This is a genomic window from Hyphomonas sp. (genome assembly GCF_013823385.1).
Taxonomy (GTDB): Bacteria; Pseudomonadota; Alphaproteobacteria; order Caulobacterales; family Hyphomonadaceae; genus Hyphomonas.
Window position 1 is genome coordinate 1 of the sequence record NZ_PNMA01000024.1, and the last position, 24,037, is coordinate 24,037.

The 24,037-nt window shown below is 65.1% G+C and carries 25 protein-coding genes and 1 tRNA gene; 15 read left to right on the forward strand and 11 right to left on the reverse strand.

Annotation, left to right across the window (positions count from 1 at the left end):
• The first annotated feature begins 168 nt into the window (after positions 1–168).
• On the forward strand, positions 169–744 hold the full coding sequence (locus tag C0456_RS13620; RefSeq protein WP_291053094.1) for a hypothetical protein: 576 nt from the start codon (positions 169–171) through the stop codon (positions 742–744).
• Between the two features lie 268 nt (positions 745–1,012).
• Here the strand turns inward: C0456_RS13620 and C0456_RS13625 are convergent, their stop codons facing one another.
• Entirely contained in the window at positions 1,013–2,254 is a 1,242-nt protein-coding gene (locus tag C0456_RS13625) for an argininosuccinate synthase (protein WP_291053097.1), read from the reverse strand.
• Between the two features lie 175 nt (positions 2,255–2,429).
• On the opposite strand from C0456_RS13625, the gene C0456_RS13630 reads away from it, so the two are divergent.
• The 3 genes from C0456_RS13630 to C0456_RS13640 are packed head-to-tail and all read left to right on the forward strand — an operon-like array spanning position 2,430 to position 5,830.
• Complete coding sequence (locus C0456_RS13630; protein WP_291053098.1) at positions 2,430–4,394, forward strand: hypothetical protein; 1,965 nt, start codon at positions 2,430–2,432, stop codon at positions 4,392–4,394.
• 44 nt (positions 4,395–4,438) lie between these two features.
• Complete coding sequence (locus C0456_RS13635; RefSeq protein WP_291053101.1) at positions 4,439–4,780, forward strand: DUF952 domain-containing protein; 342 nt, start codon at positions 4,439–4,441, stop codon at positions 4,778–4,780.
• Entirely contained in the window at positions 4,781–5,830 is a 1,050-nt protein-coding gene (locus tag C0456_RS13640) for a quinone-dependent dihydroorotate dehydrogenase (protein WP_291053104.1), read from the forward strand.
• On the opposite strand, the gene C0456_RS13645 is transcribed toward C0456_RS13640, so the two are convergent.
• From C0456_RS13645 to C0456_RS13655, 3 genes are all read right to left on the reverse strand, one after another.
• A complete protein-coding gene (locus C0456_RS13645) occupies positions 5,827–6,537 on the reverse strand; it encodes a class I SAM-dependent methyltransferase (RefSeq protein ID WP_291053106.1) in 711 nt (236 codons plus the stop codon). The genes C0456_RS13640 and C0456_RS13645 overlap by 4 nt on opposite strands.
• A 156-nt stretch (positions 6,538–6,693) precedes the next feature.
• Entirely contained in the window at positions 6,694–7,794 is a 1,101-nt protein-coding gene (locus C0456_RS13650) for a Zn-dependent alcohol dehydrogenase (protein WP_291053109.1), read from the reverse strand.
• Positions 7,795–7,881: 87 nt separating this feature from the next.
• Entirely contained in the window at positions 7,882–8,703 is an 822-nt protein-coding gene (locus tag C0456_RS13655; protein ID WP_291053112.1) for a helix-turn-helix domain-containing protein, read from the reverse strand.
• A gap of 113 nt (positions 8,704–8,816) precedes the next feature.
• Between C0456_RS13655 and C0456_RS13660 the strand changes: the two genes are divergently transcribed.
• The gene (locus C0456_RS13660) at positions 8,817–9,245 is read left to right on the forward strand and encodes a hypothetical protein (RefSeq protein ID WP_291053114.1); all 429 of its coding nucleotides are present in this window, start codon (positions 8,817–8,819) and stop codon (positions 9,243–9,245) included.
• Between the two features lie 13 nt (positions 9,246–9,258).
• Here C0456_RS13660 and C0456_RS13665 read toward each other — a convergent pair whose 3' ends face one another.
• From C0456_RS13665 to gluQRS, 4 genes are all read right to left on the reverse strand, one after another.
• Entirely contained in the window at positions 9,259–10,008 is a 750-nt protein-coding gene (locus C0456_RS13665; protein WP_291053117.1) for an alpha/beta hydrolase, read from the reverse strand.
• Positions 10,009–10,055: 47 nt separating this feature from the next.
• Positions 10,056–11,642: an alkaline phosphatase gene (locus C0456_RS13670; RefSeq protein WP_291053120.1), complete on the reverse strand. Its 1,587-nt coding sequence runs from the start codon at positions 11,640–11,642 to the stop codon at positions 10,056–10,058.
• 67 nt (positions 11,643–11,709) lie between these two features.
• Positions 11,710–12,642 carry a DMT family transporter gene (locus tag C0456_RS13675; RefSeq protein ID WP_291053123.1) on the reverse strand — a complete coding sequence of 311 codons (933 nt, stop codon included), beginning with the start codon at positions 12,640–12,642 and terminating at the stop codon, positions 11,710–11,712.
• A complete protein-coding gene (gene gluQRS, locus C0456_RS13680) occupies positions 12,639–13,484 on the reverse strand; it encodes a tRNA glutamyl-Q(34) synthetase GluQRS (RefSeq protein WP_291053125.1) in 846 nt (281 codons plus the stop codon). The genes C0456_RS13675 and gluQRS overlap by 4 nt, the downstream gene beginning before the upstream one ends.
• Before the next feature lie 80 nt (positions 13,485–13,564).
• Between gluQRS and C0456_RS13685 the strand changes: the two genes are divergently transcribed.
• On the forward strand, positions 13,565–14,626 hold the full coding sequence (locus C0456_RS13685) for a hypothetical protein (RefSeq protein WP_291053127.1): 1,062 nt from the start codon (positions 13,565–13,567) through the stop codon (positions 14,624–14,626).
• Between the two features lie 21 nt (positions 14,627–14,647).
• Here the strand turns inward: C0456_RS13685 and msrA are convergent, their stop codons facing one another.
• Complete coding sequence (gene msrA, locus C0456_RS13690) at positions 14,648–15,298, reverse strand: peptide-methionine (S)-S-oxide reductase MsrA (protein ID WP_291053130.1); 651 nt, start codon at positions 15,296–15,298, stop codon at positions 14,648–14,650.
• Positions 15,299–15,416: 118 nt separating this feature from the next.
• Here msrA and C0456_RS13695 point away from each other — a divergent pair.
• The 3 genes from C0456_RS13695 to C0456_RS13705 all read left to right on the forward strand — a co-directional run bounded on the left by C0456_RS13695 (position 15,417) and on the right by C0456_RS13705 (position 16,878).
• Positions 15,417–15,506: transfer RNA gene (locus C0456_RS13695), tRNA-Ser, on the forward strand.
• Between the two features lie 113 nt (positions 15,507–15,619).
• Positions 15,620–16,099: a DUF3592 domain-containing protein gene (locus C0456_RS13700; RefSeq protein ID WP_291053133.1), complete on the forward strand. Its 480-nt coding sequence runs from the start codon at positions 15,620–15,622 to the stop codon at positions 16,097–16,099.
• Positions 16,096–16,878 (forward strand): hypothetical protein, encoded by a 783-nt coding sequence (locus C0456_RS13705; RefSeq protein ID WP_291053136.1) that lies wholly within the window; start codon positions 16,096–16,098, stop codon positions 16,876–16,878. The genes C0456_RS13700 and C0456_RS13705 overlap by 4 nt, the downstream gene beginning before the upstream one ends.
• Positions 16,879–16,912: 34 nt before the next feature.
• On the opposite strand, the gene C0456_RS13710 is transcribed toward C0456_RS13705, so the two are convergent.
• A complete protein-coding gene (locus C0456_RS13710) occupies positions 16,913–17,932 on the reverse strand; it encodes a DUF2804 domain-containing protein (protein ID WP_291053139.1) in 1,020 nt (339 codons plus the stop codon).
• Positions 17,933–18,092: 160 nt separating this feature from the next.
• Complete coding sequence (locus C0456_RS13715; protein ID WP_291053142.1) at positions 18,093–18,503, reverse strand: SH3 domain-containing protein; 411 nt, start codon at positions 18,501–18,503, stop codon at positions 18,093–18,095.
• A gap of 217 nt (positions 18,504–18,720) precedes the next feature.
• On the opposite strand from C0456_RS13715, the gene C0456_RS13720 reads away from it, so the two are divergent.
• The 6 genes from C0456_RS13720 to C0456_RS13745 are packed head-to-tail and all read left to right on the forward strand — an operon-like array spanning position 18,721 to position 24,021.
• The gene (locus C0456_RS13720; RefSeq protein WP_291053144.1) at positions 18,721–19,362 is read left to right on the forward strand and encodes a phosphoribosylanthranilate isomerase; all 642 of its coding nucleotides are present in this window, start codon (positions 18,721–18,723) and stop codon (positions 19,360–19,362) included.
• A 39-nt stretch (positions 19,363–19,401) separates the two neighbouring features.
• Entirely contained in the window at positions 19,402–20,613 is a 1,212-nt protein-coding gene (gene trpB, locus C0456_RS13725) for a tryptophan synthase subunit beta (RefSeq protein ID WP_291053146.1), read from the forward strand.
• Complete coding sequence (gene cutA, locus C0456_RS13730) at positions 20,610–20,930, forward strand: divalent-cation tolerance protein CutA (RefSeq protein WP_291053149.1); 321 nt, start codon at positions 20,610–20,612, stop codon at positions 20,928–20,930. Before trpB ends, cutA begins: the two co-directional genes overlap by 4 nt.
• A 2-nt stretch (positions 20,931–20,932) precedes the next feature.
• Positions 20,933–21,760, forward strand: a complete 828-nt coding sequence (trpA, locus tag C0456_RS13735) for a tryptophan synthase subunit alpha (RefSeq protein WP_291053151.1) — start codon at positions 20,933–20,935, stop codon at positions 21,758–21,760.
• 30 nt (positions 21,761–21,790) lie between these two features.
• Positions 21,791–22,771, forward strand: a complete 981-nt coding sequence (locus C0456_RS13740) for an acetyl-CoA carboxylase carboxyltransferase subunit beta (protein WP_291053154.1) — start codon at positions 21,791–21,793, stop codon at positions 22,769–22,771.
• Positions 22,768–24,021, forward strand: coding sequence for a folylpolyglutamate synthase/dihydrofolate synthase family protein (locus C0456_RS13745; RefSeq protein WP_291053156.1), 1,254 nt, complete (start codon positions 22,768–22,770; stop codon positions 24,019–24,021). The genes C0456_RS13740 and C0456_RS13745 overlap by 4 nt, the downstream gene beginning before the upstream one ends.
• The last annotated feature ends 16 nt before the right edge of the window (positions 24,022–24,037 follow it).

The window sequence follows — 24,037 nt, forward strand, 5'->3', positions numbered from 1 at the left end:
CCGTGTCATCCCGGCCAAAGCCGCGTAGCGGCTGCAGAGCCGGGACCTTCTCTCCGCTCTTGCGCCAGCCTCCAGAAGGTCCCGGATCAGCGCGGCGCGCTGTCCGGGATGACACCCCCTGCGCCCCCCCTTATCCGCCCCACTTCCCCGCGCCCCCATCCTCCGCGCATGGACATCACCGCGCCCCGCCCGGAACTCTGGACCCGCATCGCCGCCCTGCTCGGCGCGCTGCGGACCCTGCTGCGCGAGGCGGTGCCGGAACAGTTCGCAAAGATTGCCGCCGAGGCCCGCGCCCAGCTCATCGCCGCCACCGCCCTGGTGCGCCGCTACATCCATGTGCTCGCCGCTGAGGTTGTCCTCCCCGAACGCGCCGTTGGCGTTTCCCCGAAAACCTCCAACGAAACTCCAAGGACAAACAAGGCGCGCCGCGAAGCCCTTTTTCCGCTCATCGAAGAGGTGCGCCCCGCCCGCCGCGTCTCAAAATCAGACGGCGCCGACACTCCCTTCGTCCAATGGGCGCTGATGATGGAGGCCGCGCGCCGTCTCGCGCTGGTGCTCAACCATCCGGAAAAACACGCCCTGCGCCTCGCCCGCTTGCTCCGCAGGCGGAAGGGCCGTGTCCTCAAGGATCTCCCCGTCCCCGGCCACATCATCCGCCGCCTGCCACCCTGGACCGATGCGCTGCTCCTCCGCCTGGACGAAGAAGCGCGGCCGCAGGACTGGGCCGGGATCAACAGCACTTAGGCCCCCCCTCCGTCTTGCGCTGCGCGCAATCCACCTCCCCCGCCTCATCCTGAGCCTGTCGAAGGGAACAGGGGAGGATAAGGGCGTTGCGCTTTTTGCGATTCTTGCGCTCTCCGCTTCGTCACCCTCGATGGCCAAAGGCCATCTGAGGGCCCAGCTCCCGCCGGTGAAGCAAGTGCAAGCGTGAGAGCTAAGGAGATGGGCCCTCAGATGCGCTCGCGCGCATCGAGGGTGACTAAGGAGTGAGAGGGCAGGTAGAGAACCGCGATCAGTTCTTCCCGAACTTCCGGTCCCGTCCGGCCAGCAGGCGCAGGCGCAGGGCGTTCAGCTTGATGAAGCCGGCGGCGTCTTTCTGGTCGTAGGCGCCGTGATCGTCCTCGAAGGTCACGATCTTCTCCGAGTACAGAGAATAGGGGCTCGAACGGCCGATCAGATAGGCGTTTCCCTTGTAGAGCTTGATCGTCACCTCGCCGGTCACGAAGCGCTGCGAATGGTCGATGGCGGCCTGCAGCATCTCGCGCTCCGGGCTCCACCAGAAACCATTATAGATGAGCTCGGCATAACGCGGCATCAGCTCGTCTTTCAGGTGGGCCGCGCCGCGGTCGAGCGTTGCCTGCTCGATGCCGCGATGGGCCACCAGCAGGATCGTGCCGCCCGGCGTCTCGTAAATGCCGCGCGATTTCATGCCGACGAAGCGGTTCTCCAGAAGGTCGAGCCGGCCAATGCCATGCTTCTTGCCGTATTCGTTGAGCTTGGTCAGCAGCGTTGCCGGGGAAAGCGCCTCGCCATTGATCGAGACGGCATCGCCCTTCTCAAAGCCGATGGTGATCACTTCGGCCTGGTCGGGCGCCTCTTCTGGGCTGATCGTCCGCATATGGACGAATTCCGGCGCAGGCTGTGACGGGTCTTCCAGAACCTTGCCCTCCGAGGAGGAGTGGAGCAGGTTCGCGTCCACCGAGAAGGGGGCCTCGCCGCGCTTGTCCTTGGCGATCTCGATGCCGTGCTCTTCGGCGAATTTCAGAAGGTCGGTGCGGCTCTTGAACGCCCAGTCGCGCCAGGGCGCGATCACCTTGATGTCGGGGTTCAGGCCATAATAGCCAAGCTCGAAGCGGACCTGATCATTGCCCTTGCCGGTGGCGCCATGGCAGACGGCATCGGCGCCGACCATATCGGCAATCTCGATCTGGCGCTTGGCGATCAGCGGCCGGGCAATCGAGGTGCCGAGCAGGTAGACGCCTTCATAGACGGCGTTCGCCCGGAACATCGGGAAGACGAAATCGCGCACGAATTCCTCGCGCACATCCTCGATGAAGATGTTCTCGGGCTTCACCCCGGCGGCCAGCGCCTTCTTGCGCGCCGGTTCCAGCTCCTCGCCCTGGCCGAGATCGGCGGTGAAGGTGACAACCTCGCAGCCGAACTCAACCTGCAGCCATTTCAGGATGATCGAAGTGTCGAGGCCGCCGGAATAGGCAAGAACAACCTTTTTCGGGGCAGAAGCAGCTTTGGACATGGGATTTACGTCGTCTTTCTGGGGCGCAAGCGGGAAACTGTTGCCTTAAAGTCCCGCACCCTCGCTGACAAGGCGGCGGCTTACAGGGAATTTTATGGTTTCCGCCGCATAGGTTGGTTATAGTAAACGCTGGATAGGGCGGTTGTTAACCTTTCGCCCTCAGGAGAATGGGCTGATGCTGCAGGAGCCGCTGAAACCGACCGAGGCCGCTGACGCGCCTTTCCGTGCCCGCCTGCGCGCGCGCGATGGCCGCCGCCCGCAGTCCACGCTGGCGATCCTGGCGGGCTATGAGCCCAGGGATGGCGAGGCGGTTGACCTGGCCGCCCTTGCGCCGCGCCGCCCGCGCCCGGTGGCAGCAATCGCCCCCGCCGCCCCGGCACTGCAGACCCGGCCAGAACCGCGCCGTGTTCCGCCCGCTGGGCGCCCGGAAGCCTGGGCCCCGCCCGCGCGGCCGGAACCTGTGCGCCCGCGCGAGGAAATCCGCCGCCCACCGCTGGTGATTGTGCCGCCGGTTGAAGAGACGGCCGAGCCCGTCGCCGAAGAGAAGGAAGAGCGCGCGACCGGCCTCAGCCGGCTCAGCGAATATTCGCAGCTCGCCTTTGCCGGTCTCGCCATGCTCGGTCTGGCCGGCCTGTCGCTGCTGGCGATCGACCATTCACTGAAAGCCAAGCCCGGCGCGCTGCCGGATGAGGGCGAAGACGCCGCCCGCCGCTCTGCCGCTGATGCTGGCCCGGCCGTATTGCCTGCGTCCGTCTCTGCCGTTGCGGTGCAGGAAGCGGCGACCCCGATCGGGGCCGAGCCCCAGCCCTGGTTCGATTATCGCGGCGTGGCCGATTACCTGAAACAGCGGGTCGACGCATTCGAAGCCTCCGAGCGCGACGCCGCCCGCCGCCAGCAGGAAGAGGCCCAGCGTCTTGCGTCGGCAGCGATTGCGGACGCCGAAGCGGGCCGTCTGGCCGCCGCGGCGCAGGTTGAAGCAGACGCGTTGGCTGCCCGTGACGCCGCGATTGATGCCGAACGCCAGCGTATGGCGCGCGAAGAGGCCGAGCGGATCGCCAATGAAGAGGCCGCCCGCCTCGCCGCGAAGGCCGAGGCAGATGCCGCCGCCAGGGCTGAGGCAGACCGCCTGGCAAAGCTGGAAGCGGACCGGGCCGCCGCCGCCCTGGCCGAGCAGCGCCGTATTGCCGAGCTTGAAGCCGAGCGCGCCGCCGCCGCAGAGGCCAAGCGCCTTGCCGACATCGAATCCCGCCGCATCGCTGCCGAAGCGGAAGCCAAACGCCTTGCCGATCTGGAAGCCCAGCGCGCCGCCGCGCAGGCCGAACAACAGCGCCTTGCCGATCTGGCGGCCAAGCGGGCGGCGGAAGAAGAAGCGCGCCGTCTGGCGGCGCTGGACGCCAAACGGGCCGCCGATGCTGCAGAAGCCCGCCGCCTGGCCGATCTGGAAGCCAAGCGCCTGGCGGATATTGAGGCCCGGAGGCTCGCCGCGCGCAAAGCCGAAGACCCGGCGATCACGCTGGCCGCCGCTGTCGTGGCCCCGCCTGCGCCAGCGGTTGTCAAACCGGTGACGCCGCCCCGGCCGGCCTCGCTGAAACCGGATCGCGCCAGCATCCAGCCGCTGGCGACGCCGGAACCGGCGCCTGTTACCCGGCCGGCGCCTGCCATCCTTACGGCGCGTGCCCCGGAAGTCCGGCCCTTCATTGCCGGCCCTGCCGACGCGCGGCGCAGCGCGGACGTGTTCATCGCCGAACGCGTGGCGCTGACAACCAGCCAGCCGGTCAGTGTGGAGGCCATGTCCGGCCTTCAGGCGGAGTTTGTGCGTCTCGTGGCCGTCAGCCCCGATGGAACCGCCCATCAGATGGCGACGCCGGATGGACGCCAGATCAAGATCACATTCGAGCGCACGCAGCTGGTGGAAACCGGCGCCGCAAACCTGCGCACCATTGGTTACTCGGCTAGCGACGCAGCGCCCGTCACGCGCGGCTACGGCGAGCAGCCGGTGGTAAATGTGTCGGTCATGTGCCGCGATGTTGCCTACAGCCTTCCTGGCCAGGAACGCGGCCGCTTCTCCGCGTGCAAGGGCGCAGACGGGCATTGGATGCTGGCCCGCACAGCTGATTCTTCTGTGGGGCAGGGCGCCTGAAGGGGCGGTTGCCTGCCGGCGGAAAGCCTGCAAAAGCAGACATCATGCAGAATGTCCCGGTCTATAAATTGCTGACGGAAGAAGAATGGCGCGCGGCCGAAGCAGCGGGCCATACCGTCACCGCGCTCGATATTGCCGATGGCTATGTGCATCTCTCCACGCGCGCCCAGCTGCCGGAAACGGCCGCGCGGCATTTTGCGGGGAAGGGGCGGGTCCGGCTGCTGAAGTTTGATAGCGCCGCGTTGCCACCGCTGCGCTGGGAGCCGAGCCGGGGCGGCGATCTCTTTCCGCATCTTTATGAGCCCCTCGAAATTGCGCGTGCGCAGGCGGCCTGGTGGCTTGAGCCGGGTACGGACGGCGTCCCGATTCTGCCGGAGGACATCTGAATGATTGCATCAACCGGTGCACGCCTTGCGCGCCTGTTGCCGCCGGAAACGGCGCACACGCTGACCCTCCGGATGCTGACATATGGCGCGGGCGTTCCCCTGCATGCGCCGCAGTTGCCGGTCTCAACAAGGGTTGAGCTGCCCAAGTCCGGCCTGCGGCTTTGTTCGCCGGTGGGGCTGGCGGCGGGCTTTGACAAGAATTGCGAAGTTCCCGAGGCAATGGCGAAGTTCGGATTCGGCTTTGTCGAATGCGGAACAGTGACACCAAAGCCCCAGCCGGGAAATCCGAAGCCGCGTCTTTTCCGCCTTACAGAAGACCGCGCCGTGATCAACCGGATGGGTTTCAACAATTTCGGCCTCGACTATTTCGTCCGCCGGCTGGAGAAATATTCGCATGCCGTGCCGATTGGTGCCAATGTCGGCGCCAACAAGGACAGTGAAGACCGGATCGGCGACTATGTGACCGGTATTGAGGCGGTTGCGCCGTATGCCGACTATATCACCATCAACATTTCCTCGCCCAACACGCCGGGTCTGCGCGGCCTGCAGGACCGGGCGTCGCTGACCCAGCTTCTGACCCGATGCGGCGCGGCTGACCGGAAGGATCTGCCTGTCTTACTGAAGGTAGCACCAGATCTGGATGCTGAAGCCATCGCGGATATCTGCAGCGTGCTGACTGCGGAGGGGAGTTGGCTCTCGGGCCTGATCATCTCCAACACCACCCTGGCCCGGCCCCCCAGCCTGCGCAGCGAAGACAAGTCCGAAGCGGGCGGCCTTTCCGGCGCGCCCCTGCTTCAGCCGTCTACGGAAGTTCTGCTGCAGTTTGCCCGCAAGCTGGAAGGCGCGTTCGATCTGATCGGCGCCGGCGGTATTGCGACGGGCCGAGACGCCTATGCCAAGATCCGCGCGGGCGCGTCAGCGGTGCAGCTTTATTCCCTGATGGTGTATGACGGCCCCGGTATTGCGGCCCGTGTGGCGCGGGAACTCTCCCATTGCCTGGCCGAAGACGGGTTCTCCTCGATTGCCGATGCTGTGGGTAAAGACCTTTAGCCGATAGAATCGATCCGCACAGCCACGCAGCCATCCATCGCAGTGAAGGCGATGTAGGTATACTTCACGTTCCGGCTACTGACGAATTCCTGCCATGCCTTGTATTCATGATGGCGCCAGCTCGGATAGTTGAAATATTCGTCAAACATCACGATGGAGCCAGGCTTCAACCGGTCGCCGGCGGTGTCCAGAATGTATTTCGTGCCGCCATAGAGATCGCAGTCGATATGCAGCAGGCTGATGGGTCCGGGGTTTGCGGCCAGGAAGCCGGGCAGGGTGGCATCAAACCAGCCGACATGCAGCTTCACATTCGCGGGCACCTGCGGAAGGCGTTGCTTCTGGGTGAAGGCGCCCCGGCGTTCCAGATGGCCCGACCAGTCTTCCGGCAGGCCTTCGAAACTGTCGAAGCCGTTCACGGTTTTCGCGGTACGGCTGGCGATCTGGCGGATCGAGTTGCCGCCGGCAACACCGAACTCCATCATCAGGCCTTCGGCCGGCGCCTTTTCAACCAGGAAAGCGATATAGGCAGCATGGCTCTCGAAGATCATCGCTTCGGGCATGTTGGCCTGCACGTAATCGGCCGCTTCGTGCAGGGCGCGCAGCTGGAGCTGGTAGAGCAGGTTGCGCCCGTAATTCTTGTAGATGATACGCCGCAGCAAACGCTGAACGAAGGATCGTTTCGGTTTGGCGAGCGAAGGGGTGGCCATGCGGCGCTCCGTTTGACAGGGGAGCGCCCTCTGTAGCGGGGGAAGGGCGGCGCAGCAATCTGGCAGATGTGCAGAGGTGCGTTTGGGCGATTGTGCCTGCGCAGAGCGTCTCCGGCGCCGCCGCCCGGCCAGGCAGCGGCGCCATGAGTATACGGATCAGTTGAGCACGACCACCTGGCGGGCCACGCTGCCCTTGTTGTCCAGGAGGTTCTGCATCGCTCCGGTGATGCCCTCAAGGCCGATCCGGTCCGAGATCAGATCGTCGAGGTGGAGCCTGCCCTGCTTGTAGAGATCGATCAGGCGCGGGAAATCGATCCGGAAACGGTTTGATCCCATCACGGCGCCCTGCAGGCGCTTCTCGGTGACCAGCAGTTCGATGCCGGGGATCTCGATATTCACGCCCGGCGGGATCATGCCGATCACGGTGGCCACGCCGCGCGGGCGGAGCATGTGGTAGGCCATCTCGGCGGTCTGCTTGGCGCCGACGCATTCGAAGGAATAGTGGACGCCGCCCTTGGTCAGCTCCTTCACCGCCTCGATGGCGTTCACCTTCGAGGGGTTGATCACGTCCGTTGCGCCGAAGCGGGTGGCGAGCTGCAGCTTCTGGTCGGAAAGGTCGACCGCGATGATGCGGCTGGCCCCGGCGATGGCGGCGCCATTGATCGCGGCAAGGCCCACCCCGCCGCAGCCGATGACGGCGACGGTCGAGCCGGGCTCGACCTGGGCGGAATGGAACACCGAGCCGACGCCGGTAATGACGCCGCAGCCGATCAGGCAGGCGCGGTCCATCGGCATATCCTTGTCGATGGCGCAGAGGGTGTTCTCATGCACCAGGATCTGCTCGGCAAAGGAGGAAAGGTTGAGGAACTGGCCGACCTTTTCCCCGCCGATGGAGAGGCGCGGATGTTCGGTGACGCTGCGCTGGAACAGCTCCCGGTTCACCGTGTGGCAGACGGACATATGCCCCGTGAGGCAATACTCGCAGGTACCGCAGAAAGGCGAGAGGATCGAGATCACATGATCGCCGGGTTTGACGGCGGTGACCATCGAGCCGACCTGCTCGACCACGCCGGCGCTTTCATGGCCGAGGATCACCGGCAGTTCGGACGGGAAGGCGCCGTCCCAGAAATGAACGTCCGAATGGCAGACGCCAATGGCCTTCAGGCGTACGAGCACTTCGCGCGGACCCGGCTTTGAGATGGTCACGTCTTCGATCGACAGCGGCGCCTTGGGCGCCCGCATCACGGCAGCTTTCATGGTCTGGTTTTCCTCCCGGTCTTCTTGTTTGCAACAAGTGTCGCGCAAGGCGGCGGTTTTGGCCAGCGTGACGCGAGGGGAAGGGGATCAGTCGGGAAGGCTGGCGGCAAGTGCGGTCACGGCGTTGCGGGTGGCGTCATCGGCGGGAAAGAGCAGCTCCAGGCGAAGGTCCCGGATGGTGACGTCTTCACTCGTGCCGAAATAGGCGATGGTCGAGAGGAAGCGCATCTCACCATCGGGCGACGCCAGGGTGAGCGGCACGAGGGGGCTGCGCAGGGGCGGGCTATGGACCACGGGATGGCGGAGCGCGGCGGCCTGAAGGCGCGCGGCCAGCCCGGCGAGCACCGGATCATCGGCCGCTTCGAGGGCTTCCATCTGGATGCGGCTTTGCATCTCGGCGATCATCTCGGCGAGGTTGACGATCACGCCGCTGGCGGCGGCCTCACTGGTGAGCAGGCGGATGAGATTGGTTTCGCCCGCGCTTTCCCCGGCCTGAAGCCCGGCCAGCAGGGCAGCCGCAACCGGGCTAGCCTCCAGCACATTCCAGTGCCGGTCACACAGCAGCGAGGGCCAGGGCGCATGCCGGGCCATCATTTCGGAGAGGATCTGCCGGAACGGGCCAAGCGCTTCGGAGGTGAGCGGGGAAGCCGGATAGACAGCGGCATAGCCGGCGGCCTGAAGCAGGCTATTCTGCGCGCTCAGCGGCAGGAGCAGGCCTTCGGCCAGCTGCAGCACCATCTCGCGGCTGGGATTGGCGCGGCCGGTTTCCAGGAAGGAAAGATGGCGGGCAGAGATGTCGCACGCGAGCGCAAGGTCGAGCTGGCTGAGCCGCCGCGCGGCGCGGAAACGGCGCAGTTGCCCCGCAAAGCTTGCGGCATCGGGCAGGGGTGTTGGGGCGCGGTCCGGCATCCGCGTTAGATGCCATTGCCGGGAAACGGCGTCCATGACCTGCAAGGTAATTGCCGCGCCTACGCTGGCCGTCGCAATCTGCCGCCATCCGATATCTCATCAGGGAGCAGACAATGAGCGGTCTTTGGAAGAACTGGATGGTGGTCTGGTGTGGCGGGGTTATCCTCTTCGGCGTGGTGCTCGCTGCGGGCGGGTTGCCTGCGACCGATGGCGCGGTGACCGCCCTCTACACACTTCTGGGCGGCCTTGCCCCTGGCACGCTGAACCTTGACGCGCCCGGCATGCGCTTTTCGATCGCCCTGATGGGCGCCGTGACGATCGGCTGGGGACTGACGATGCTGCTGCTATTGCCGGCGATCCATGCCGCAGGGGCGCCGGCCTGGCGCGGCCTGACACTGGCGCTGGCCGCTTGGTATGTGATCGACGGGGCCTTGTCGGCGGTCACCGGCTTCGCGCTGAACATCGTGCCGAATACGGCGCTGGCCGTGGCTTATCTGGTGCCCGTGCTGGCCAGCGGCGCGCTGCGCCCGGCTGGCCGGTGACGGGGTGCGCTGATCAACGATCGAGACAGGCGCGCAGCATATCAATCATTGCGGCCTTCTGCGCGCCGGTTGCGCCGTCCCACATTTCGTCATGACGGAGATTGTCTGCCTTGCGGATCAGCATGTTGAACTCTGCCTGTTCTGCCGGATCGGGCAGCACGCCGGGATCGGCAGGGAAATCCGAGGACCGGAGGGAACAGATGCGCGGCGAAGCTGTCCGGGGCAGAGCCATACGCCGATTGTCGAGGGTCAATACGGCGCCGGCGGCATCCGGATGGCGGGCGGCCAGAAGCATGGCGATATCTCCGCCATTGGAATGACCCACCAGCAGGATAGGCGCGTCGCTTGCCAGGCCCTCCTGCCGCAACGCCTCCATCACGTGCAGGGTTCCTGAGGCTCCCCGCTCCCAGGCAGGCATCCGGCCTTCCGCGATGTTTCCATCGCTGGGAAGGGGAGGATCGCCTGGCAGATCATATTGCGGCGCGGCGACTAGATATCCCAGCCTGACCAATTCGCCGGCGAGGAATGAATAGTCTGTACCCAGATTTCCGTAGCCATGGGCCAGTATGGCAAGAGGCTTTTGGTGTCCCACCTCGGCGCCAAACAGCGCAGTTGGGATGGGCCGGTTATCCGCCGGGTTCACGTAATCGCGGCTGATTGCGCCGAGCCCGGGCGCGGGCAGCGCGCCGCCCTCATTGGCCGCGCAGGAGAGAAGCAGCAGAATGGGCACAAACAGAATGGCAAGAGTCCCGCGTGCCGGCATGTGATTTCTGCTTTCTGCTTGGTCCGGTTGCCTGCTGCGTGCCGGGTTCAGTCAGCGTCCGGCGCCGGGATAAGGCCGATGGCGCGGCCCATGATGTGGAAGAGCTCGTTCTGCTCGATCACGCCGGAGACGAGATTTGCGCCGGGGCCGGAGGCGAAGGCGGCAACGTCTTCCCCGCCATGGGTTTCCGAATAGAGCGGTACGAGGGCGGGCTGACGGAAGTCGGCGGCGAGCGTATCCACGCCGGTCAGGTCCTGACGCTTGCACTCATAGGCGGGCTTGCCGTCCGCGTCCTTGCCGGTCTCGACACAGGCGCCGGGGCCATTGGCATAGCCAAGCGTTGTGTACGGAAGACCGTCGGTGCCCATCGATCCGCCTTCACCGCCGATGCCGGAGGCTGAGAGGCCGAGGATCGGATTGCCGCGCTGGGCATAACCGGCAATCGACAGGGTGTGGGAATGGTCGGCGGTGACGATGATCAGGGTATCTTCCCGGTCAGTCATTTCAAGCGCTGTAGCAACCGCAAGGTCGAAGGCCATCGTGTCCTCCAGGGCCCGGATGGCGTTGCCGCCATGATGGGCATGGTCGATGCGGCCGCCTTCGACCATCAGGACATATCCTTCCGGGTTCTGAGAAAGGCGCGTAATGGCGGCGCGCGTCATTTCGGCGATATGGGGCTCCCCAGCGGGATCATTTTCCCGGTCGAGTTCATATTGCATGTGGCCGGGCTCAAACAGGCCAAGAACTTTTGCAGGCGTCGTGAAATCGGCGGCGTCGAAGCCTGCCTTGTCGAAGACGAATTTATGGTCAGGCGACTTTGCAGTCCATTCCGTGATCAGGTTGCGATTGTCCGAGCGCTCGCCGGTCTTGTCAGCATATTCCGGGTCCGGTGTGCCTGCGGGCAGAAACTTCTCGCGGCCGCCGCCGAGGATGATGTCGAAATCGCCTTCCGGCCATTCGATCAGCTGACGGGCGATGTCCTTGCAGGTGTCCGATGAGGCGCCGCGCATGTCGGTGTCGGCTTCCCAGTTGCGGTGGGGGGTCTTTGCATAGGCAGACGCCGGCGTTGCGTGCGTGATGCGCGCGGTGGAGACGAGGCCGGTCGCGAGGCCGCTGCGGGCGGCCAGTTCGAACAGGGTTTCGGCGGTGTTGCCCTCAACGCTGGCGCAGTTGCCATAGCTCGCTTTGCTGTTGACGCCGAGTACGCCGGAGAGGGTCTTGATGCCGCTGACCATGGCGACGGCGGTGCCGGCGGAGTCCGATATCTGGAAATTGTCGCTGTAGGTCTTGGAGAGCGCCGACCAGGGCAGGGTTTCCATGGCGAGGCGGAAGCTCTCCCCGTCCACACCGGCAGACTGGCCGGCATAGATACGCGAGGCGGTGATCGTGGAAATGCCCATGCCATCGCCGATGAAGAGGATGACGTTCTTGGCGGGCTTGATGCCCCGCTCGGCAATGCGGGCGTCGACGGCGGCGGCGGCGGATTTGTAATAGCCATCATCTGCCTGGATGGGCAGGATCGGCGTGTTTCCGGAAGAGACGCGGGTGGAGGGCGCGCCGCTGGTGGCAACGGCGGCGGCGCAGGCCGCTGCGAGGGCGAGCGTGGAGACGAGGGCAACAACGGCGAGGCGCATGAGCGGCTCCTTCAGGCGGTGATCACATCCCCCGCGCTTAGCCCAAACATGTGACAGTTGCGAGATGTTATGCCGGGCGCGGCGTTCTTTCGCGCTGCGCCAGCCAGACGGCGACCAGGATGGTGGCTGCGCCTGCGGCCTGCAGCACTGTCAGCGGTTCATCGAACAGACGCCAGGCGATGGTTGCCGCGACGACCGGCTGAGCCAGCACAAGGATGCCGGCCACAGCGGTATTGGTCGATCCGAGGCCTGAGATGATCAGGCCCTGGCCCATGACATGCGCCACGAGGGCAAGGACCAGCGGCACGATGAAGCCGTTTGCGGTGACCGGCAGCACCCGTTCGCCCGCCAGGTTCACAATGATGAAAGCAACCACCGATTCCACCACGCTGAGCCAGAAGATTGCTTCGATGCCGCTGAGATTGCGGCGGCCAAGCTTGGAGAACATCATGTAGCCGGCGACGAAACAGGCCGCGCCGAGCGCAAAAAGATCCCCCTTCAGGCCCCCGGTATGCAGCGCCGTACCGCCCAGCGACAGGGCCGCGGCCCCGGCGATGGCCAGGCTGGCGGCAAAAAACCAGGGCATGCCGGGGCGTTCTTTCAGGAACAGCCAGGCGACCACGCCGACGCCGACATTGCCGAGATTGACGATGAAGGTGGCGTTGGAAACGCTCGTCATCGTCAGGGCCCAGTGCCAGAGGGCGATGTCGATGGCGAAAAAGGTGCCGGCCAGAATGATGAATTTGTTGGGAGGCCGGGGCAGGCGGCGGTGGATCAGCAGCACGAGGCCGAAAAGGATCGGCGTGGCGAAGATGTAGCGCCACATCGCAATGGCCTGGGGGCCAAGCTCGTTGCCGAACTCCTGAATGCCGATGCGCAGGCCGATGGGCGCAAAGCCGATGGCAACGCCGCCGCCGAGCACCATCAGCGGGCCAAGCCAGCTGCGCGCGGGGGGCAGGGAAACGGGAGCGGGCGCAGCGGCCAGGGGTGTCTGTGTCATGCGGGCGCTGTCATGGCCCGAATATCTTCTGGCGTCATCCCCTCTGCGCGGTACTCGGCCAGACTTTTGTCAGCATTGCGCTTGGAAAGCTTCTTGCCGTCCGGGCCCAGAAGCAGCGGGTGGAAGCGGTAGACGGGCTGGGGCCAGCCCATGAGGGCCTGAAGCAGGGCGTGAACGGCCGTGACCGCGCGCAGGTCTTCCCCGCGCACGACATGGCTGATGCCCTGCAGGGCATCATCATGGCAGCAGGCGAGGTGGTAACTGGCGGGGGTATCCTTGCGGGCGAGCACGACATCTCCGAAGCGGGACGGGTCGGCGGGCACGCGCCGGATGCCCCCGGCGGTCTGTTCCAGATAGGAAAGGCTCTCCGAGCGCGGGCCCAGGACTTTGCGCGCCGCCTCCAGAGACAGGCGCCAGGCGAAGGCCGCGTTATGGGCAAGGCGCTGGGCCTCCTCCAGTGGCGAAAGCGGGCGGCTGACAAATCCCGCCTCGTCCGGGTCTGCCCCGGCGGGCAGGCTGGCGGCAATTTCGCGCCGGGTGCGGAAGCAGCGATAGATGAGGCCGCGGGCCTGAAGTGCGTCCAGAGCGGTACGGTATTCGGCAAAATGATCCGATTGGCGCCTTACCGGCCCGTCCCAGGAGAGGCCCAGCCAGGAAAGGTCTTCCAGGATTCCTGCTTCATATTCGGGCCGGCAGCGGGTCTGGTCGATGTCCTCAATTCTGAGGTAAACCTTGCCGCCTGCCTCGGCTGCGGCAGCCCAGACATTGAAAGCCGACACGGCATGCCCAAGATGAAGGCGGCCAGTGGGCGAGGGCGCAAAACGCGTGATATAGTCGGGCATCGGCAGCTTGTAGCGGTGTTTCCCTGTTGCAAGAAACTGGCGGGAAACGTATCGCCTTGAACCAGATGAGGTAAACTCTGATGTCGATCTCAGCGTGGGCGAAATCTGCAGAAAACTGGCTCATGACGCATGTGCCCGGCGCCGACTGGCTGATGCTGTTCGGCGCGGCCATGGCTGTGGTGACGGCTGTGCTGGCGCTGGTCTGGCTGTTGCGGCTGGCAGGCCGCGCCCTCAACACGCTCTCCAATGAAGGCAAGGCGCGCGCGGCGCGTCTCAGCAAGGCGCCGGGTTTCCGCATTCTGATTGCCCCCCCGGCCAAGGACCGCGCCGCCGGGAGCTGGCTGCAGGCGGCGTTGTCACAATACCTGCCGACGTTCAGCTTTGGCGCCCCGTTCAGCATGGTGGCGATGGGTCCGATCAAGGGCGGGCTTGAAAGCCGGTCGGTTGCCCGCGCCCGCAAGCGCATGGCCACCGCCGACGCTGACATGTTCCTCTGGGCCAGCCGCGCGGGGAATGGTGAGCGGGGGCTGGAACTGCACGGCCTCAGCCGCGGGGGCGGGCTCTCTCCGGCTGAAGCGCGCCTCTTTACCATTGCCCTGCCGGGCAGCCGCAAGGCTCGCAACGATGATCTGGCCCGGGCGGCGGCCTATCTGATTGCCAAGCAATTGCAGCCAGCCCTCAGCGATCCGCAGGCCTTCCGGGCCGAGAAGATCCGCCAGCTTGCCATTGATCTGGATGCCCTCCTGGCTGGGGAACCGCCCATCTCTTCAACGCTGCGGGCCGAAATCGAAGCCGATTTCTGCGCCTCCGGCGTGCGTGTGGCCGAGGAACTTGGCGATGTGACCGCCCTCGACAAGGTGATCATCATGCGCCGCAGGCATCTGGAAGCCGCCAGCGAGGCGGCAGATACGGGCCGGGTGATCCAGGCCCGGCTGGAGCTTGGCCGGGCCCTGATCGTGCGGGCTGAGAAGCAGTTCGACCAGAATGTCGTGCGGGAGGCGATTGCCCAGCTGTCTCAGGCGGTTGAGGGCCTGCGGGCCGACCCGATGATCCTGCGCGCCCAGTCCGCTTCTGACGCCCTGTTCAAGGCGCAGTCGATGATCGAATCGCGCAAGCGGTTCTCGCTGAATTTCGGCTCCTGATCTTACGCGCTCAAGCGCCCGTCAGGCGCTCTGGGGCAGGGGGCAGCTGACGCCCGTGCCGCCAATGCCGCAATAACCGTTGGGGTTCTTCGCCAGATATTGCTGGTGATAGTCTTCAGCCAGATAGACCGTATCGAGCGGTTTGACCTCGCTGGTGACCTTTTCCCGGTGGCCCGAAGCGGCGAGGGCCTTTTCATACTCGGCGATCATGGCCCTGGCGGTGGCTTCCTGCTGCGGGGAAAGGAAGTAGATTGCCGAGCGGTACTGGGTGCCGATGTCATTGCCCTGGCGCATGCCCTGGGTGGGCACATGGCTTTCGAGGAAGAGTTTGACGAGGGCGGCAAAGCTGACCTCTTTGGGGTCAAACTGCACTTCCACGATCTCGGTATGGCCGGTGCGGCCCGAGCAGACTTCTTCATAGGTGGGGTTGGGGGTGATGCCGCCAGCATAGCCCACGCGGGTCAGCCAGACGCCGGGGGTTTGCCAGAAAATGCGCTCGGCCCCCCAGAAACAGCCCAGCCCAAAGACAGCCGTTTCAAAGCCTTCGGGCGGCGCAGCCTTCAGCGGGCGGCCGAACACGAAATGCGTCTCCGCTGTGGGAATGGCCACGGCGCGGCCTTTGAGGGCGGTTTCGGCAGTCGGCAGGTCGAGGTTTTTCTTCATGAAGAGCATGGGCCAGGTTCCTTCTCTGGACCCGGATATGGGGATTGATGCGTTTTCTGGCAATCACACGCTTGCGGGGCGGCGGGTCATCCGTTATCTCGCTCGCTTCCGTCTTTCGGGCCGGAATGGAGAGGTGGCCGAGTGGTCGAAGGCGCACGCCTGGAAAGTGTGTAGACGGGCGACCGTCTCCAGGGTTCGAATCCCTGTCTCTCCGCCAGCCCGCCTTGTTTCCGGGAAATATTGCGACGGACAATCCCCGGTAGAGGCGTGGCCTCTTTTCAAGAAATCCGGAATGCGGCACGTAGAGCCCAAGCCATGTGGGGGACGTTCATGCGCTGGATATTTGTGCTGATGTTTGGCGGCTTGGGCGTGATGCTGGTTTATGTCGGCGTTACCCAGTATTTCATCCAGAAGCGGATCGCCGCAAACGCGCGTCCCATTCAGGTGGAGATCATCCGGTCGGATGTGACCCGGTCGGAATCCAGGGATACAGATCGCAGCCTCACCCGGAACACGTCCACCACCAGCTGGTCGCCGAATGTGCGGTTCCGCTATGTGGTGAACGGAAAAACCTATGAGAGCGAGATGCTGCGCCCCAATATCATCGGGACGAGCTATGCGTCGCAGGCGGAGGCCGCCGAGGTGATTGCGCCCTATCTGGTTGGGGCAAAAGTGCTGGCCTATGTCGATGACCGGCATCCGGACAAGGCGTTCCTCATTCTGGAGAAGGGGGCAGGGCCGGTTGTGTTCATGCTGGTTGGCCCGATTGCGCTGGCGGCGGCGTATCTGGCTTTCCGGTTTCTGCCATGACCTATCCCCGGCGCTGGTTTGGCCGCCTCTCGCTGGAAGTGCCGCCTGGCCTCTTTGCGGATGATGAGGCGCCGGAAGCCTGCGTGGCGGCGCTGACGGCAGTGGCGCCGGCAACGCTGCGTATCCGGATGATCGAACTGGCAGGCGCGGCGGATCTTTCCGAGATCCTGCGGCGGGCAGGGGGCGGGCCGCCGCATCAGGTGCTTGCCAGGGGCGAGGCATATGTGTGGCCGGGACTTTCGGCGGGGATGGAAGGGGCGGACCGCCAGACCGGTTATGCCTTCGAAAGCGACGGGCAGGTCTGGTACGGCACGCTCTGTGTCCCCGATGATCTCTGGAATGACTATGCGCCGTTTCTGGAGGGCGCGATGCTGTCGCTGGATATCGGCAGGCGGCCTGTGCCCACCGTGCCCCTGTTTGCCGGATCGGCCGTGCCCGTGATTTCGGAAAGGGCGGTTCTGCCTGATCCTGTAGACTGGATACGGCAGCGCCTGGCGGAGATGGCGGAGGAGACTGTTCGCCTGATTCTGGATTTGCGGTTTGAGGAGGCCGAGGCGGCGGTTCGGCGGATCGACAGTGACATCTATGGCGCCAATGCGCTGGCCGATGCGTATGAAGCGGCGCTGCAGCGGAATCCTTCGGGCCCAACTCTTCTCGATCGCGCGATCTTCTGGGCACACTCCGCCTATCCCGAGCCGCATACGGCCATCGAGGCGGAAGACTATCGCGCTGGCGCAGCGGCGCGCGTGGCGAGGCTCCGGGGTATCTTCCGCGCCTGATCGGCTCTCAATGCGCCTCATCCGGCTGGCGCGCTTACCAGCGATTGCGCACTTCTTCGGCAAAGCCGGGGAGGGCTTCGATCCGCAGGACAGACCCATCGTCGAGGATGGCTTCGCCGGTGAACAGGCCGAACACCTGATCCTGGGCGGTCTTGAAGACGCCGAGATCGGTGGTGTGGTGGCGGTTGACGATGGGCTGAAAGGTCATCGTGAAGCGGCCATCATTGCTGGTGAAGGTCCAGGGCGCAGAGTCCGGCGCGCCTTGCGGCATGTGAAAGGTCACCTGGTCCAGCTTGTGGGCCACTCCGTCCACGAACAGCATGTTCTCCGAAGCGGCCGAGGTGTCGCCGAAGCCGTAGCCGATATTGAAGCCGACCCTGCGCCCGCCTGCCTTGCCGGAGGCTGAGCCCCAGTACCATGTATTGCTATAGGTCCACACGCCGCGGCCCCAGTCGAGGACGCCAAAGGCGGCTTCCGGTTCGAAAGGGTATGTCTGGCTGCCGAGGGTGATGGCGCCGGTGGCGGGCAGGCAGTTGATCTTCTGGTTGTAGTAGAAGGCCTTGGGCGTCTTGGGAAAAGGCGTTGCGATCACCATCCGGTCCATCGGTGGCTGGTCCAGCCAGAGCTCCCCTTTCAGGCCCGAGCCGCCGCGGAAATTCGGGGCATCCACGCTCAGCCGCCGGCCGCCCGGCTCATGCCGGAAGGCGAGTTTTACCGAGGCCGTGGCCTGGGCGATGTCGCCGGTGTCTGCGCTGGCAGGCAGGCGCATCCGGCCCATGGGCCAGGGGATCACACCGGCCTCATTGACGGCAGTGCCCGCTTTCAGGTCCATCCAGGAAACGCCGAGGAAACCGAGATAGCCGTTGTCCGCAACGGTCAGGGCAATGCCGTAATCGGGCGTGAGGATGCAGTAATAGTCCCACTCCTTGATGCGCAGGCGGCTGGCGCCGATCGCGGCGCGGTCATAGCGGCGCACTTCGCTGGTGGCCCAGCCGCATTCGGCCAGATGGCCGCGCGCGTCCAGAAGCGGTCCTTCCTGCATCCTGTGCTGCATGATCGATGGTCCCCCGGTGCTGTTCCGGCCCGTCTTGGGCCTGTTTTCAGCTGTGTTCTGAACCGGCGTTGCAGCCGGGTCCAGCCCTTGGGGATATTGGGATCGTGGCGCAGTTGGAGGCAGGCGCGCGGATGCGGCCTGCCCCTTCTGCTGCGGGCCTTCAGTGGGGTTTGGAGGATTTATCCCGGGCCGTTTCATCCTGTTTGAGTTTGGACGGGGAGTTTGGACCGGCCTGGGCCTTGTCCTTAGGCGCCTTGCCTTTCTGAGGCTTTGGCTGGGGCTTTTCGGTCTGGAGCAGGGGGGCGTAGACCCATTTTTCAGGCTTGCCGGGCGGGGAGATACGCGCCCAGTCGCCCGTGATGGCGTAGATCTGGACTTCGGCGCCGAGCAGCAGGACTTCGATGACGGAGTTTCCGGTGCCGGGGCCGCCGCGGACGTTGACCGTCTCTGAGCGGATGTAGCGGGGGCCTTCGGGGGGCTGCGGCGGCTGGGCATGGGCAAGGGCACTGACGGCGATGAGGGCGGCCATTGTGGCGGCGGCGATACGGGCGCTGAGACGGCGTGTCAGCATGGGGGAGAGCTCCTGTCATTCTGGGCCGGGGATGCGGCCATGGGATCTGGCCTTCGGGGGACAAGACCAGCCGGGAAAAGCCTAGGGGGTAGCCATGGCAGGCCTTTGCCGCCGGATGGCGAGATGCAGCGCGCCCTGACATATCTCGGGCATAAGTAAGGCCGGGGCGGGGGAGAGGCCGTGGACGCGGGCCTCTGGCTGGCGTAACGGGGCTGTCATGGTGACGGTGAAGATCTGCGGGCTTCGGGACCCGGATATGGTGGCGTTCGCGGCCCGTGAGGGAGCGGACTGGATCGGGTTCAACTTTGTGCCGGAGAGCCCGCGCTATGTGACGCCGGAGGCGGCGGCGACGCTGATGCTGCGGCTGGGGAAGGCGGTGCCGGTGGCGTTGATGGCCGATCCCGATGACGCGCTGGTGATGCAGATTTCCAGGCTGGGCTTCCCGATATTGCAATTGCACGGGCAGGAAACGCCTGAGCGGGTAAAACAGGTCAGAAGCCTGACAGGACGCGACATCTGGAAGGCATTCGGGGTCCGCGAGCGGTCAGATCTTGGACAAATCCGGACATTTCCGGACATCGACGGACTGCTGGTGGACGCCAAGGCACCCGATGGGGCCGCTTTCGGCGGCGGCCATGGACAGGTGTTCGACTGGTCTATCCTGAAGAACTGGACCGCGCCGAGGCCCTGGCTGCTGGCGGGCGGATTGAGGCCTGACAACGTTGCCGAGGCCATTCGCCAGACCGGGGCGCCGGGTGTTGATGTGTCCTCTGGTGTTGAACGTATCCGGGGGCTAAAGGACAGGGAACTCGTCCGCGCGTTCATCCGCGCGGCGAAGGGACTACCGGAACAGCCCTGAGCGCGTCCCATCGCGCAGCGGGGATCAAAGGATAGAGTGATGGACCTGCGTAATACCTGGGATCAATGGCCGGACGCGAATGGCCGGTTTGGTGAATTCGGCGGGCGGTATGTGGCCGAGACGCTGATGCCGCTGATCCTCGACCTGGAGCGCGAATACCGCGCGGCCAAGCAAGACCCGGCCTTCAAGGCAGAGATGGATGACCTGTGGGCGCATTATGTGGGCCGCCCGTCGCCGCTCTACTTCGCTGAGCGCCTGACCGAGCATTTCGGCGGGGCGAAGATCTATTTCAAACGCGATGAGCTGAACCATACCGGCGCGCACAAGATCAACAACTGCCTGGGGCAGGTGCTGCTGGCCCGGCGGATGGGCAAGAAGCGGATCATTGCCGAGACGGGCGCCGGACAGCACGGCGTGGCGACGGCGACCATCTGCGCGCGCTTCGGGCTCGACTGCGTGGTCTTCATGGGCGAGACGGACGTAGAGCGCCAGAAGCCGAACGTGTTCCGCATGCGCCTTCTGGGCGCGCAGATCGTTCCGGTTTCCTCCGGCACGGGCACCCTCAAGGACGCCATGAACGAAGCCCTGCGCGACTGGGTGACGAATGTGGAGGATACCTTCTACTGCATCGGCACGGCGGCGGGCCCGCACCCCTATCCGGAGATGGTGCGCGATTTTCAGTCGATCATCGGCAAGGAAGCGCGCGCGCAGATCCTGGAGCGGGAAGGGCGCCTGCCCGACGCCGTGATGGCGTGTATCGGGGGCGGGTCGAACGCGATTGGCCTCTTCCATCCCTTCATCGAGGATGAGGGCGTGCGCCTGATCGGCGTGGAAGCGGCCGGCCATGGCATCGAGACGGGCGAGCACGCCGCCGCCCTCAATGGCGGCAAGCCGGGCATCCTGCATGGCAACCGGACTTATCTCTTGCAGACCGATGACGGCCAGATCATCGACGCCCATTCCATTTCTGCCGGGCTCGACTATCCCGGCATTGGCCCGGAGCATGCCTTCCTGCGGGATATGGGCCGGGCGGAGTATCTGTCGTGTACGGATCAGGAGGCGCTCGACGCGTTCCAGCTCTGCACGCGGCTGGAGGGCATCATTCCGGCGCTGGAGCCCTCGCACGCGATTGCCCGTGTGGGCGAAGTTGCGAAAGAGCTGGGCAAGGACGGCCTGCTGATTCTCAATATGTGCGGGCGCGGCGACAAGGATGTGTTCTCTGTGGCGAAGGCGCTGGGGGTTGATGTATGAGCAAGCTGCTCCTTGTCCGGATTACCTGTCCTTCCCGCCGCGTGGCGGAGGATATTGCCGATGCGGCACTCGAGGCGCGTCTGGCGGCCTGCGCAAATCTTGAGGGGCCGGTGACTTCCTCCTATCGCTGGAAGGGCGTGATCGAACAGTCGTTCGAGTTCATCCTCTGGCTCAAGGCGCCGGAAGCCAACTGGGCCAAGATCGATGCCATGGTCCAGCGGTTGCACCCCTATGATGTGCCCGCGATCGTGGCGATGCCGCTGACGCATGTAAGTTCCGCCTACGAAGCGTGGGCGCTTGAGAATACGGAAAGCTGACCATGGGCCGGGAAAGAATTGAAGCCGCCTTCGCACGGGCGAAGGGCGAAAGCCGCGCTGCGCTTGTCACATATCTGATGGCAGGCGATCCGAGCCTTGAGGAGAGCTTCAAGGCGCTCTGCGCGCTGCGCGACAATGGCGCCGACATCATCGAGCTGGGCGCGCCGTTCACTGATCCGATGGCGGATGGCCCCGCGATCCAGAGGGCAGGGCTGCGTGCCCTCGCCAATGGCACGAAGCTGACCGATGTGCTGGCGCTGGCCGCGCGTTTCCGGAAGGACGATCAGACAACGCCGCTGATCCTTATGGGCTATGCCAACCCCATCCATTCGATGGGTTATGAGGCCTTCGCGAAGGCGGCCGCCGAAGTGGGCATCGACGGCACGATCATCGTGGACCTGCCACCGGAAGAGGATGCGGGCCTTCGGGAAATCTACAGGCCTCTTGGCCTGTCCGTGATCCGTCTGGCGACGCCGACGACCGATGAGGCCCGCGCCGCGAAGGTGGCCGACGGGGCTTCAGGGTTCATTTACTTTGTGGCCGTGACCGGCGTGACCGGGGCTGGAAGCGCTGATCCTGCAGCGATTGCAGGGAAGGTGGCCATGGTGCGCCGGGTGTCGGGCCTACCGGTTTGTGTCGGTTTCGGTGTAAAAAATGGTGCGCAGGCCGCAGAAATGGCTAAGATCGCCGACGGGGTGGTGGTTGGTTCGGCTTTTGTGGAAAAGGCGCAGGATGCGCATGAAACTGGAAAGTTTGAGACGGCAGCCCCCGCAATGGGCGAGCTTGCCGGAGAACTGCGCCGCGCGCTCGCGGGCGTGGCCAAAGGCTGATACCGCCGGGAAATCGGGAGACTTCTTCAGATGAACTGGATCAACAAGGTAACGCCGCCCGGCCTCAAGACGATGATGTCCAAGAAGGACACGCCGGACGATCTGTGGGTTAAATGTCCCGCTTCGGGCGAGCTGATCTATCGCAGCGATCTTGAGCAGAGCTGGTATGTGACGCCGGCGGGCGCGCATCTGCGCATCTCGCCACGCATGCGCTTCCGCATCCTGTTCGATGATGAGCGCTGGGAGCCGATCTCGCTGCCGCAGGTGCCGCTCGACCCGCTGAAATTCAAGGATGACAAGCCTTATCCGGCCCGCCTGAAAGCGGCCCGGGCCAAGGTTCAGAACCGGGACATCAAGGAAACCGAAGAGGGCGGGGCGCCGCTGCTGCAGGAAGACTGCATGGTGGCCGCCTATGGCAAGATCGGCGGGGTTCCTGCGGTCGTGCTGGTGCAGGACTTTGACTTTATGGGCGGATCGCTCGGCATGGCGGCGGGCGAGGCGTTCATTACCGCCGCGCAGCTTGCCCTGGCGCGCAAGTCTGCCTTTGTCGTGTGCACCGCTTCGGGCGGCGCGCGGATGCAGGAGGGCACGCTCAGCCTGATGCAGATGCCGCGCACGACGCTGGCGATCAATGACCTGGCCGATGCGAAGCTGCCCTATGTGGTGATCCTGACGGACCCGACTTCGGGCGGGGTTTCGGCCTCCTATGCGATGCTGGGCGACGTGCATATTGCCGAGCCGGGCGCGATGATTGCGTTTTCCGGGCCGCGCGTGATCGAGCAGACGATCCGCGAGAGCCTGCCCAAGGGCTTCCAGCGGTCTGAATTCCTTCGGGAAAAAGGCCAGGTGGATATTGTCGTCGACCGGCGGAAGCTGAAGGCGACCGTGGCGCGCGTGCTGGGCCATCTGCTGCCGGTGTCGCGCCGCCGGGATGATCGCTCCGCCCTGCAGCTGACGCCGCCCAAGACGCACGCCCCGAAGCCTCCCGAGCCGAAGGTCAAGCCTGATTGAGCGGCAATTCACCGGCCGTTGATGCCGCGCTGAAGCGGTTTGAAGGCCTCTATCCCGAAACCATCGAGCTTTCGCTCGGGCGCATTGAACGTGCGCTCGAGCGGCTGGGCCGTCCGCAGGACCGCCTGCCGCCGGTGATCCATGTGGCGGGCACGAACGGGAAGGGGTCTACCTGCGCCTTCATGCGCGCGATGGCCGAAGCCGCTGGCCTAAGCGTGCATGTGTTCACCTCGCCGCATCTGGTGCGCTTTAATGAACGCATCCGGTTGGCGGGCAAGCTGGTTGAGGATGAGGCACTGATCGGCTGGCTGGACCGGACGTTCGAGGCCATCGAAGGCGGGCAGATCACGCATTTTGAAGCCACTACCGCCGCCGCGCTGCTGGCCTTTTCGGAGGTGCCGGCGGATCTGCTGATCCTGGAAGTGGGACTCGGTGGCAAGTTCGACGCGACGAATGTCGTCACTGCGCCGGCGCTCTCGGTGATCACGCCGGTGGACTATGATCATGCGCAGTTCCTGGGAACAGACCTTGCCGGGATTGCGGCGGAGAAGGCAGGTATCATCAAGGCGGGCCGCCCGGCGCTGACGGCGATCCAGCAGGAGGTGGCCGACGCGGTGATTGCGGCGCGCGCCGCAGAAGTGGGCGCGCCGCTTTACCGGGTGCAGCCCTATTTCATTGACGCGATGCCCGAGGACATTGCGCTGAGCGGGCCGCACCAGCGGGCAAATGCCGCGCTGGCGGCGATGGCGATGCAGCTTTTCGGCAATTCCACGCGGATCAGCCAGGCGGCGATCTTTGAGGGCGCGCGCAAGGCGGTGTGGCCGGCGCGGATGCAGCGGTTGAAGGATGGGCCGGTGACGGCGCTGGCGGGCGGGCTGCCGGTGTGGCTGGACGGCGGGCACAATCCGCATGCGGCGCGGGCGATTGCGGCCTATCTCTCCGGCATGGGGGGCAAGACCGCGCTGGTCACGGCGATGCTGGCGAGCAAGGATTCGGCGGGGTTTTTTGTGCCGTTCGGGCCGCTGGGCGTGGACGTGTTCACCTGCCCGAACGCGCCGGGGCATCAGGCCTCACCCCCGGCGGAACTGGCGCAGGCGGCCTCACGGGCCGGGCTGAAGGTGACGGCCTGCACCAGCCTTGAAGACGCCCTGCGCGCGGCCGGGGCAAGCGGGGCAGACCGCGTGCTGATCTGCGGCTCGCTCTATCTGGCGGGCGAAGTGCTGGGCGCAAACGGGGAAGCGCCGGAGTAGGGACCGTGGGATTGGC

What these genes read in the sequence shown, in the direction of transcription:
- C0456_RS13665 (WP_291053117.1), bottom strand. Translation starts at nt 10,008, where the DNA reads ATGCCGGCACGCGGGACTCTTGCCATTCTGTTTGTGCCCATTCTGCTG.
- C0456_RS13650 (WP_291053109.1), bottom strand. Translation starts at nt 7,794, where the DNA reads ATGAAAGCTGCCGTGATGCGGGCGCCCAAGGCGCCGCTGTCGATCGAA.
- C0456_RS13625 (WP_291053097.1), bottom strand. Translation starts at nt 2,254, where the DNA reads ATGTCCAAAGCTGCTTCTGCCCCGAAAAAGGTTGTTCTTGCCTATTCC.
- C0456_RS13710 (WP_291053139.1), bottom strand. Translation starts at nt 17,932, where the DNA reads ATGCAGCACAGGATGCAGGAAGGACCGCTTCTGGACGCGCGCGGCCAT.
- C0456_RS13705 (WP_291053136.1), top strand. Translation starts at nt 16,096, where the DNA reads ATGACCTATCCCCGGCGCTGGTTTGGCCGCCTCTCGCTGGAAGTGCCG.
- C0456_RS13630 (WP_291053098.1), top strand. Translation starts at nt 2,430, where the DNA reads ATGCTGCAGGAGCCGCTGAAACCGACCGAGGCCGCTGACGCGCCTTTC.
- C0456_RS13635 (WP_291053101.1), top strand. Translation starts at nt 4,439, where the DNA reads ATGCAGAATGTCCCGGTCTATAAATTGCTGACGGAAGAAGAATGGCGC.
- C0456_RS13700 (WP_291053133.1), top strand. Translation starts at nt 15,620, where the DNA reads ATGCGCTGGATATTTGTGCTGATGTTTGGCGGCTTGGGCGTGATGCTG.
- C0456_RS13670 (WP_291053120.1), bottom strand. Translation starts at nt 11,642, where the DNA reads ATGCGCCTCGCCGTTGTTGCCCTCGTCTCCACGCTCGCCCTCGCAGCG.
- C0456_RS13720 (WP_291053144.1), top strand. Translation starts at nt 18,721, where the DNA reads ATGGTGACGGTGAAGATCTGCGGGCTTCGGGACCCGGATATGGTGGCG.
- gluQRS (WP_291053125.1), bottom strand. Translation starts at nt 13,484, where the DNA reads ATGCCCGACTATATCACGCGTTTTGCGCCCTCGCCCACTGGCCGCCTT.
- C0456_RS13740 (WP_291053154.1), top strand. Translation starts at nt 21,791, where the DNA reads ATGAACTGGATCAACAAGGTAACGCCGCCCGGCCTCAAGACGATGATG.
- cutA (WP_291053149.1), top strand. Translation starts at nt 20,610, where the DNA reads ATGAGCAAGCTGCTCCTTGTCCGGATTACCTGTCCTTCCCGCCGCGTG.
- trpB (WP_291053146.1), top strand. Translation starts at nt 19,402, where the DNA reads ATGGACCTGCGTAATACCTGGGATCAATGGCCGGACGCGAATGGCCGG.
- C0456_RS13685 (WP_291053127.1), top strand. Translation starts at nt 13,565, where the DNA reads ATGTCGATCTCAGCGTGGGCGAAATCTGCAGAAAACTGGCTCATGACG.
- C0456_RS13655 (WP_291053112.1), bottom strand. Translation starts at nt 8,703, where the DNA reads ATGCCGGACCGCGCCCCAACACCCCTGCCCGATGCCGCAAGCTTTGCG.
- C0456_RS13715 (WP_291053142.1), bottom strand. Translation starts at nt 18,503, where the DNA reads ATGCTGACACGCCGTCTCAGCGCCCGTATCGCCGCCGCCACAATGGCC.
- C0456_RS13660 (WP_291053114.1), top strand. Translation starts at nt 8,817, where the DNA reads ATGAGCGGTCTTTGGAAGAACTGGATGGTGGTCTGGTGTGGCGGGGTT.
- C0456_RS13640 (WP_291053104.1), top strand. Translation starts at nt 4,781, where the DNA reads ATGATTGCATCAACCGGTGCACGCCTTGCGCGCCTGTTGCCGCCGGAA.
- C0456_RS13675 (WP_291053123.1), bottom strand. Translation starts at nt 12,642, where the DNA reads ATGACACAGACACCCCTGGCCGCTGCGCCCGCTCCCGTTTCCCTGCCC.
- C0456_RS13620 (WP_291053094.1), top strand. Translation starts at nt 169, where the DNA reads ATGGACATCACCGCGCCCCGCCCGGAACTCTGGACCCGCATCGCCGCC.
- trpA (WP_291053151.1), top strand. Translation starts at nt 20,933, where the DNA reads ATGGGCCGGGAAAGAATTGAAGCCGCCTTCGCACGGGCGAAGGGCGAA.
- C0456_RS13645 (WP_291053106.1), bottom strand. Translation starts at nt 6,537, where the DNA reads ATGGCCACCCCTTCGCTCGCCAAACCGAAACGATCCTTCGTTCAGCGT.
- msrA (WP_291053130.1), bottom strand. Translation starts at nt 15,298, where the DNA reads ATGCTCTTCATGAAGAAAAACCTCGACCTGCCGACTGCCGAAACCGCC.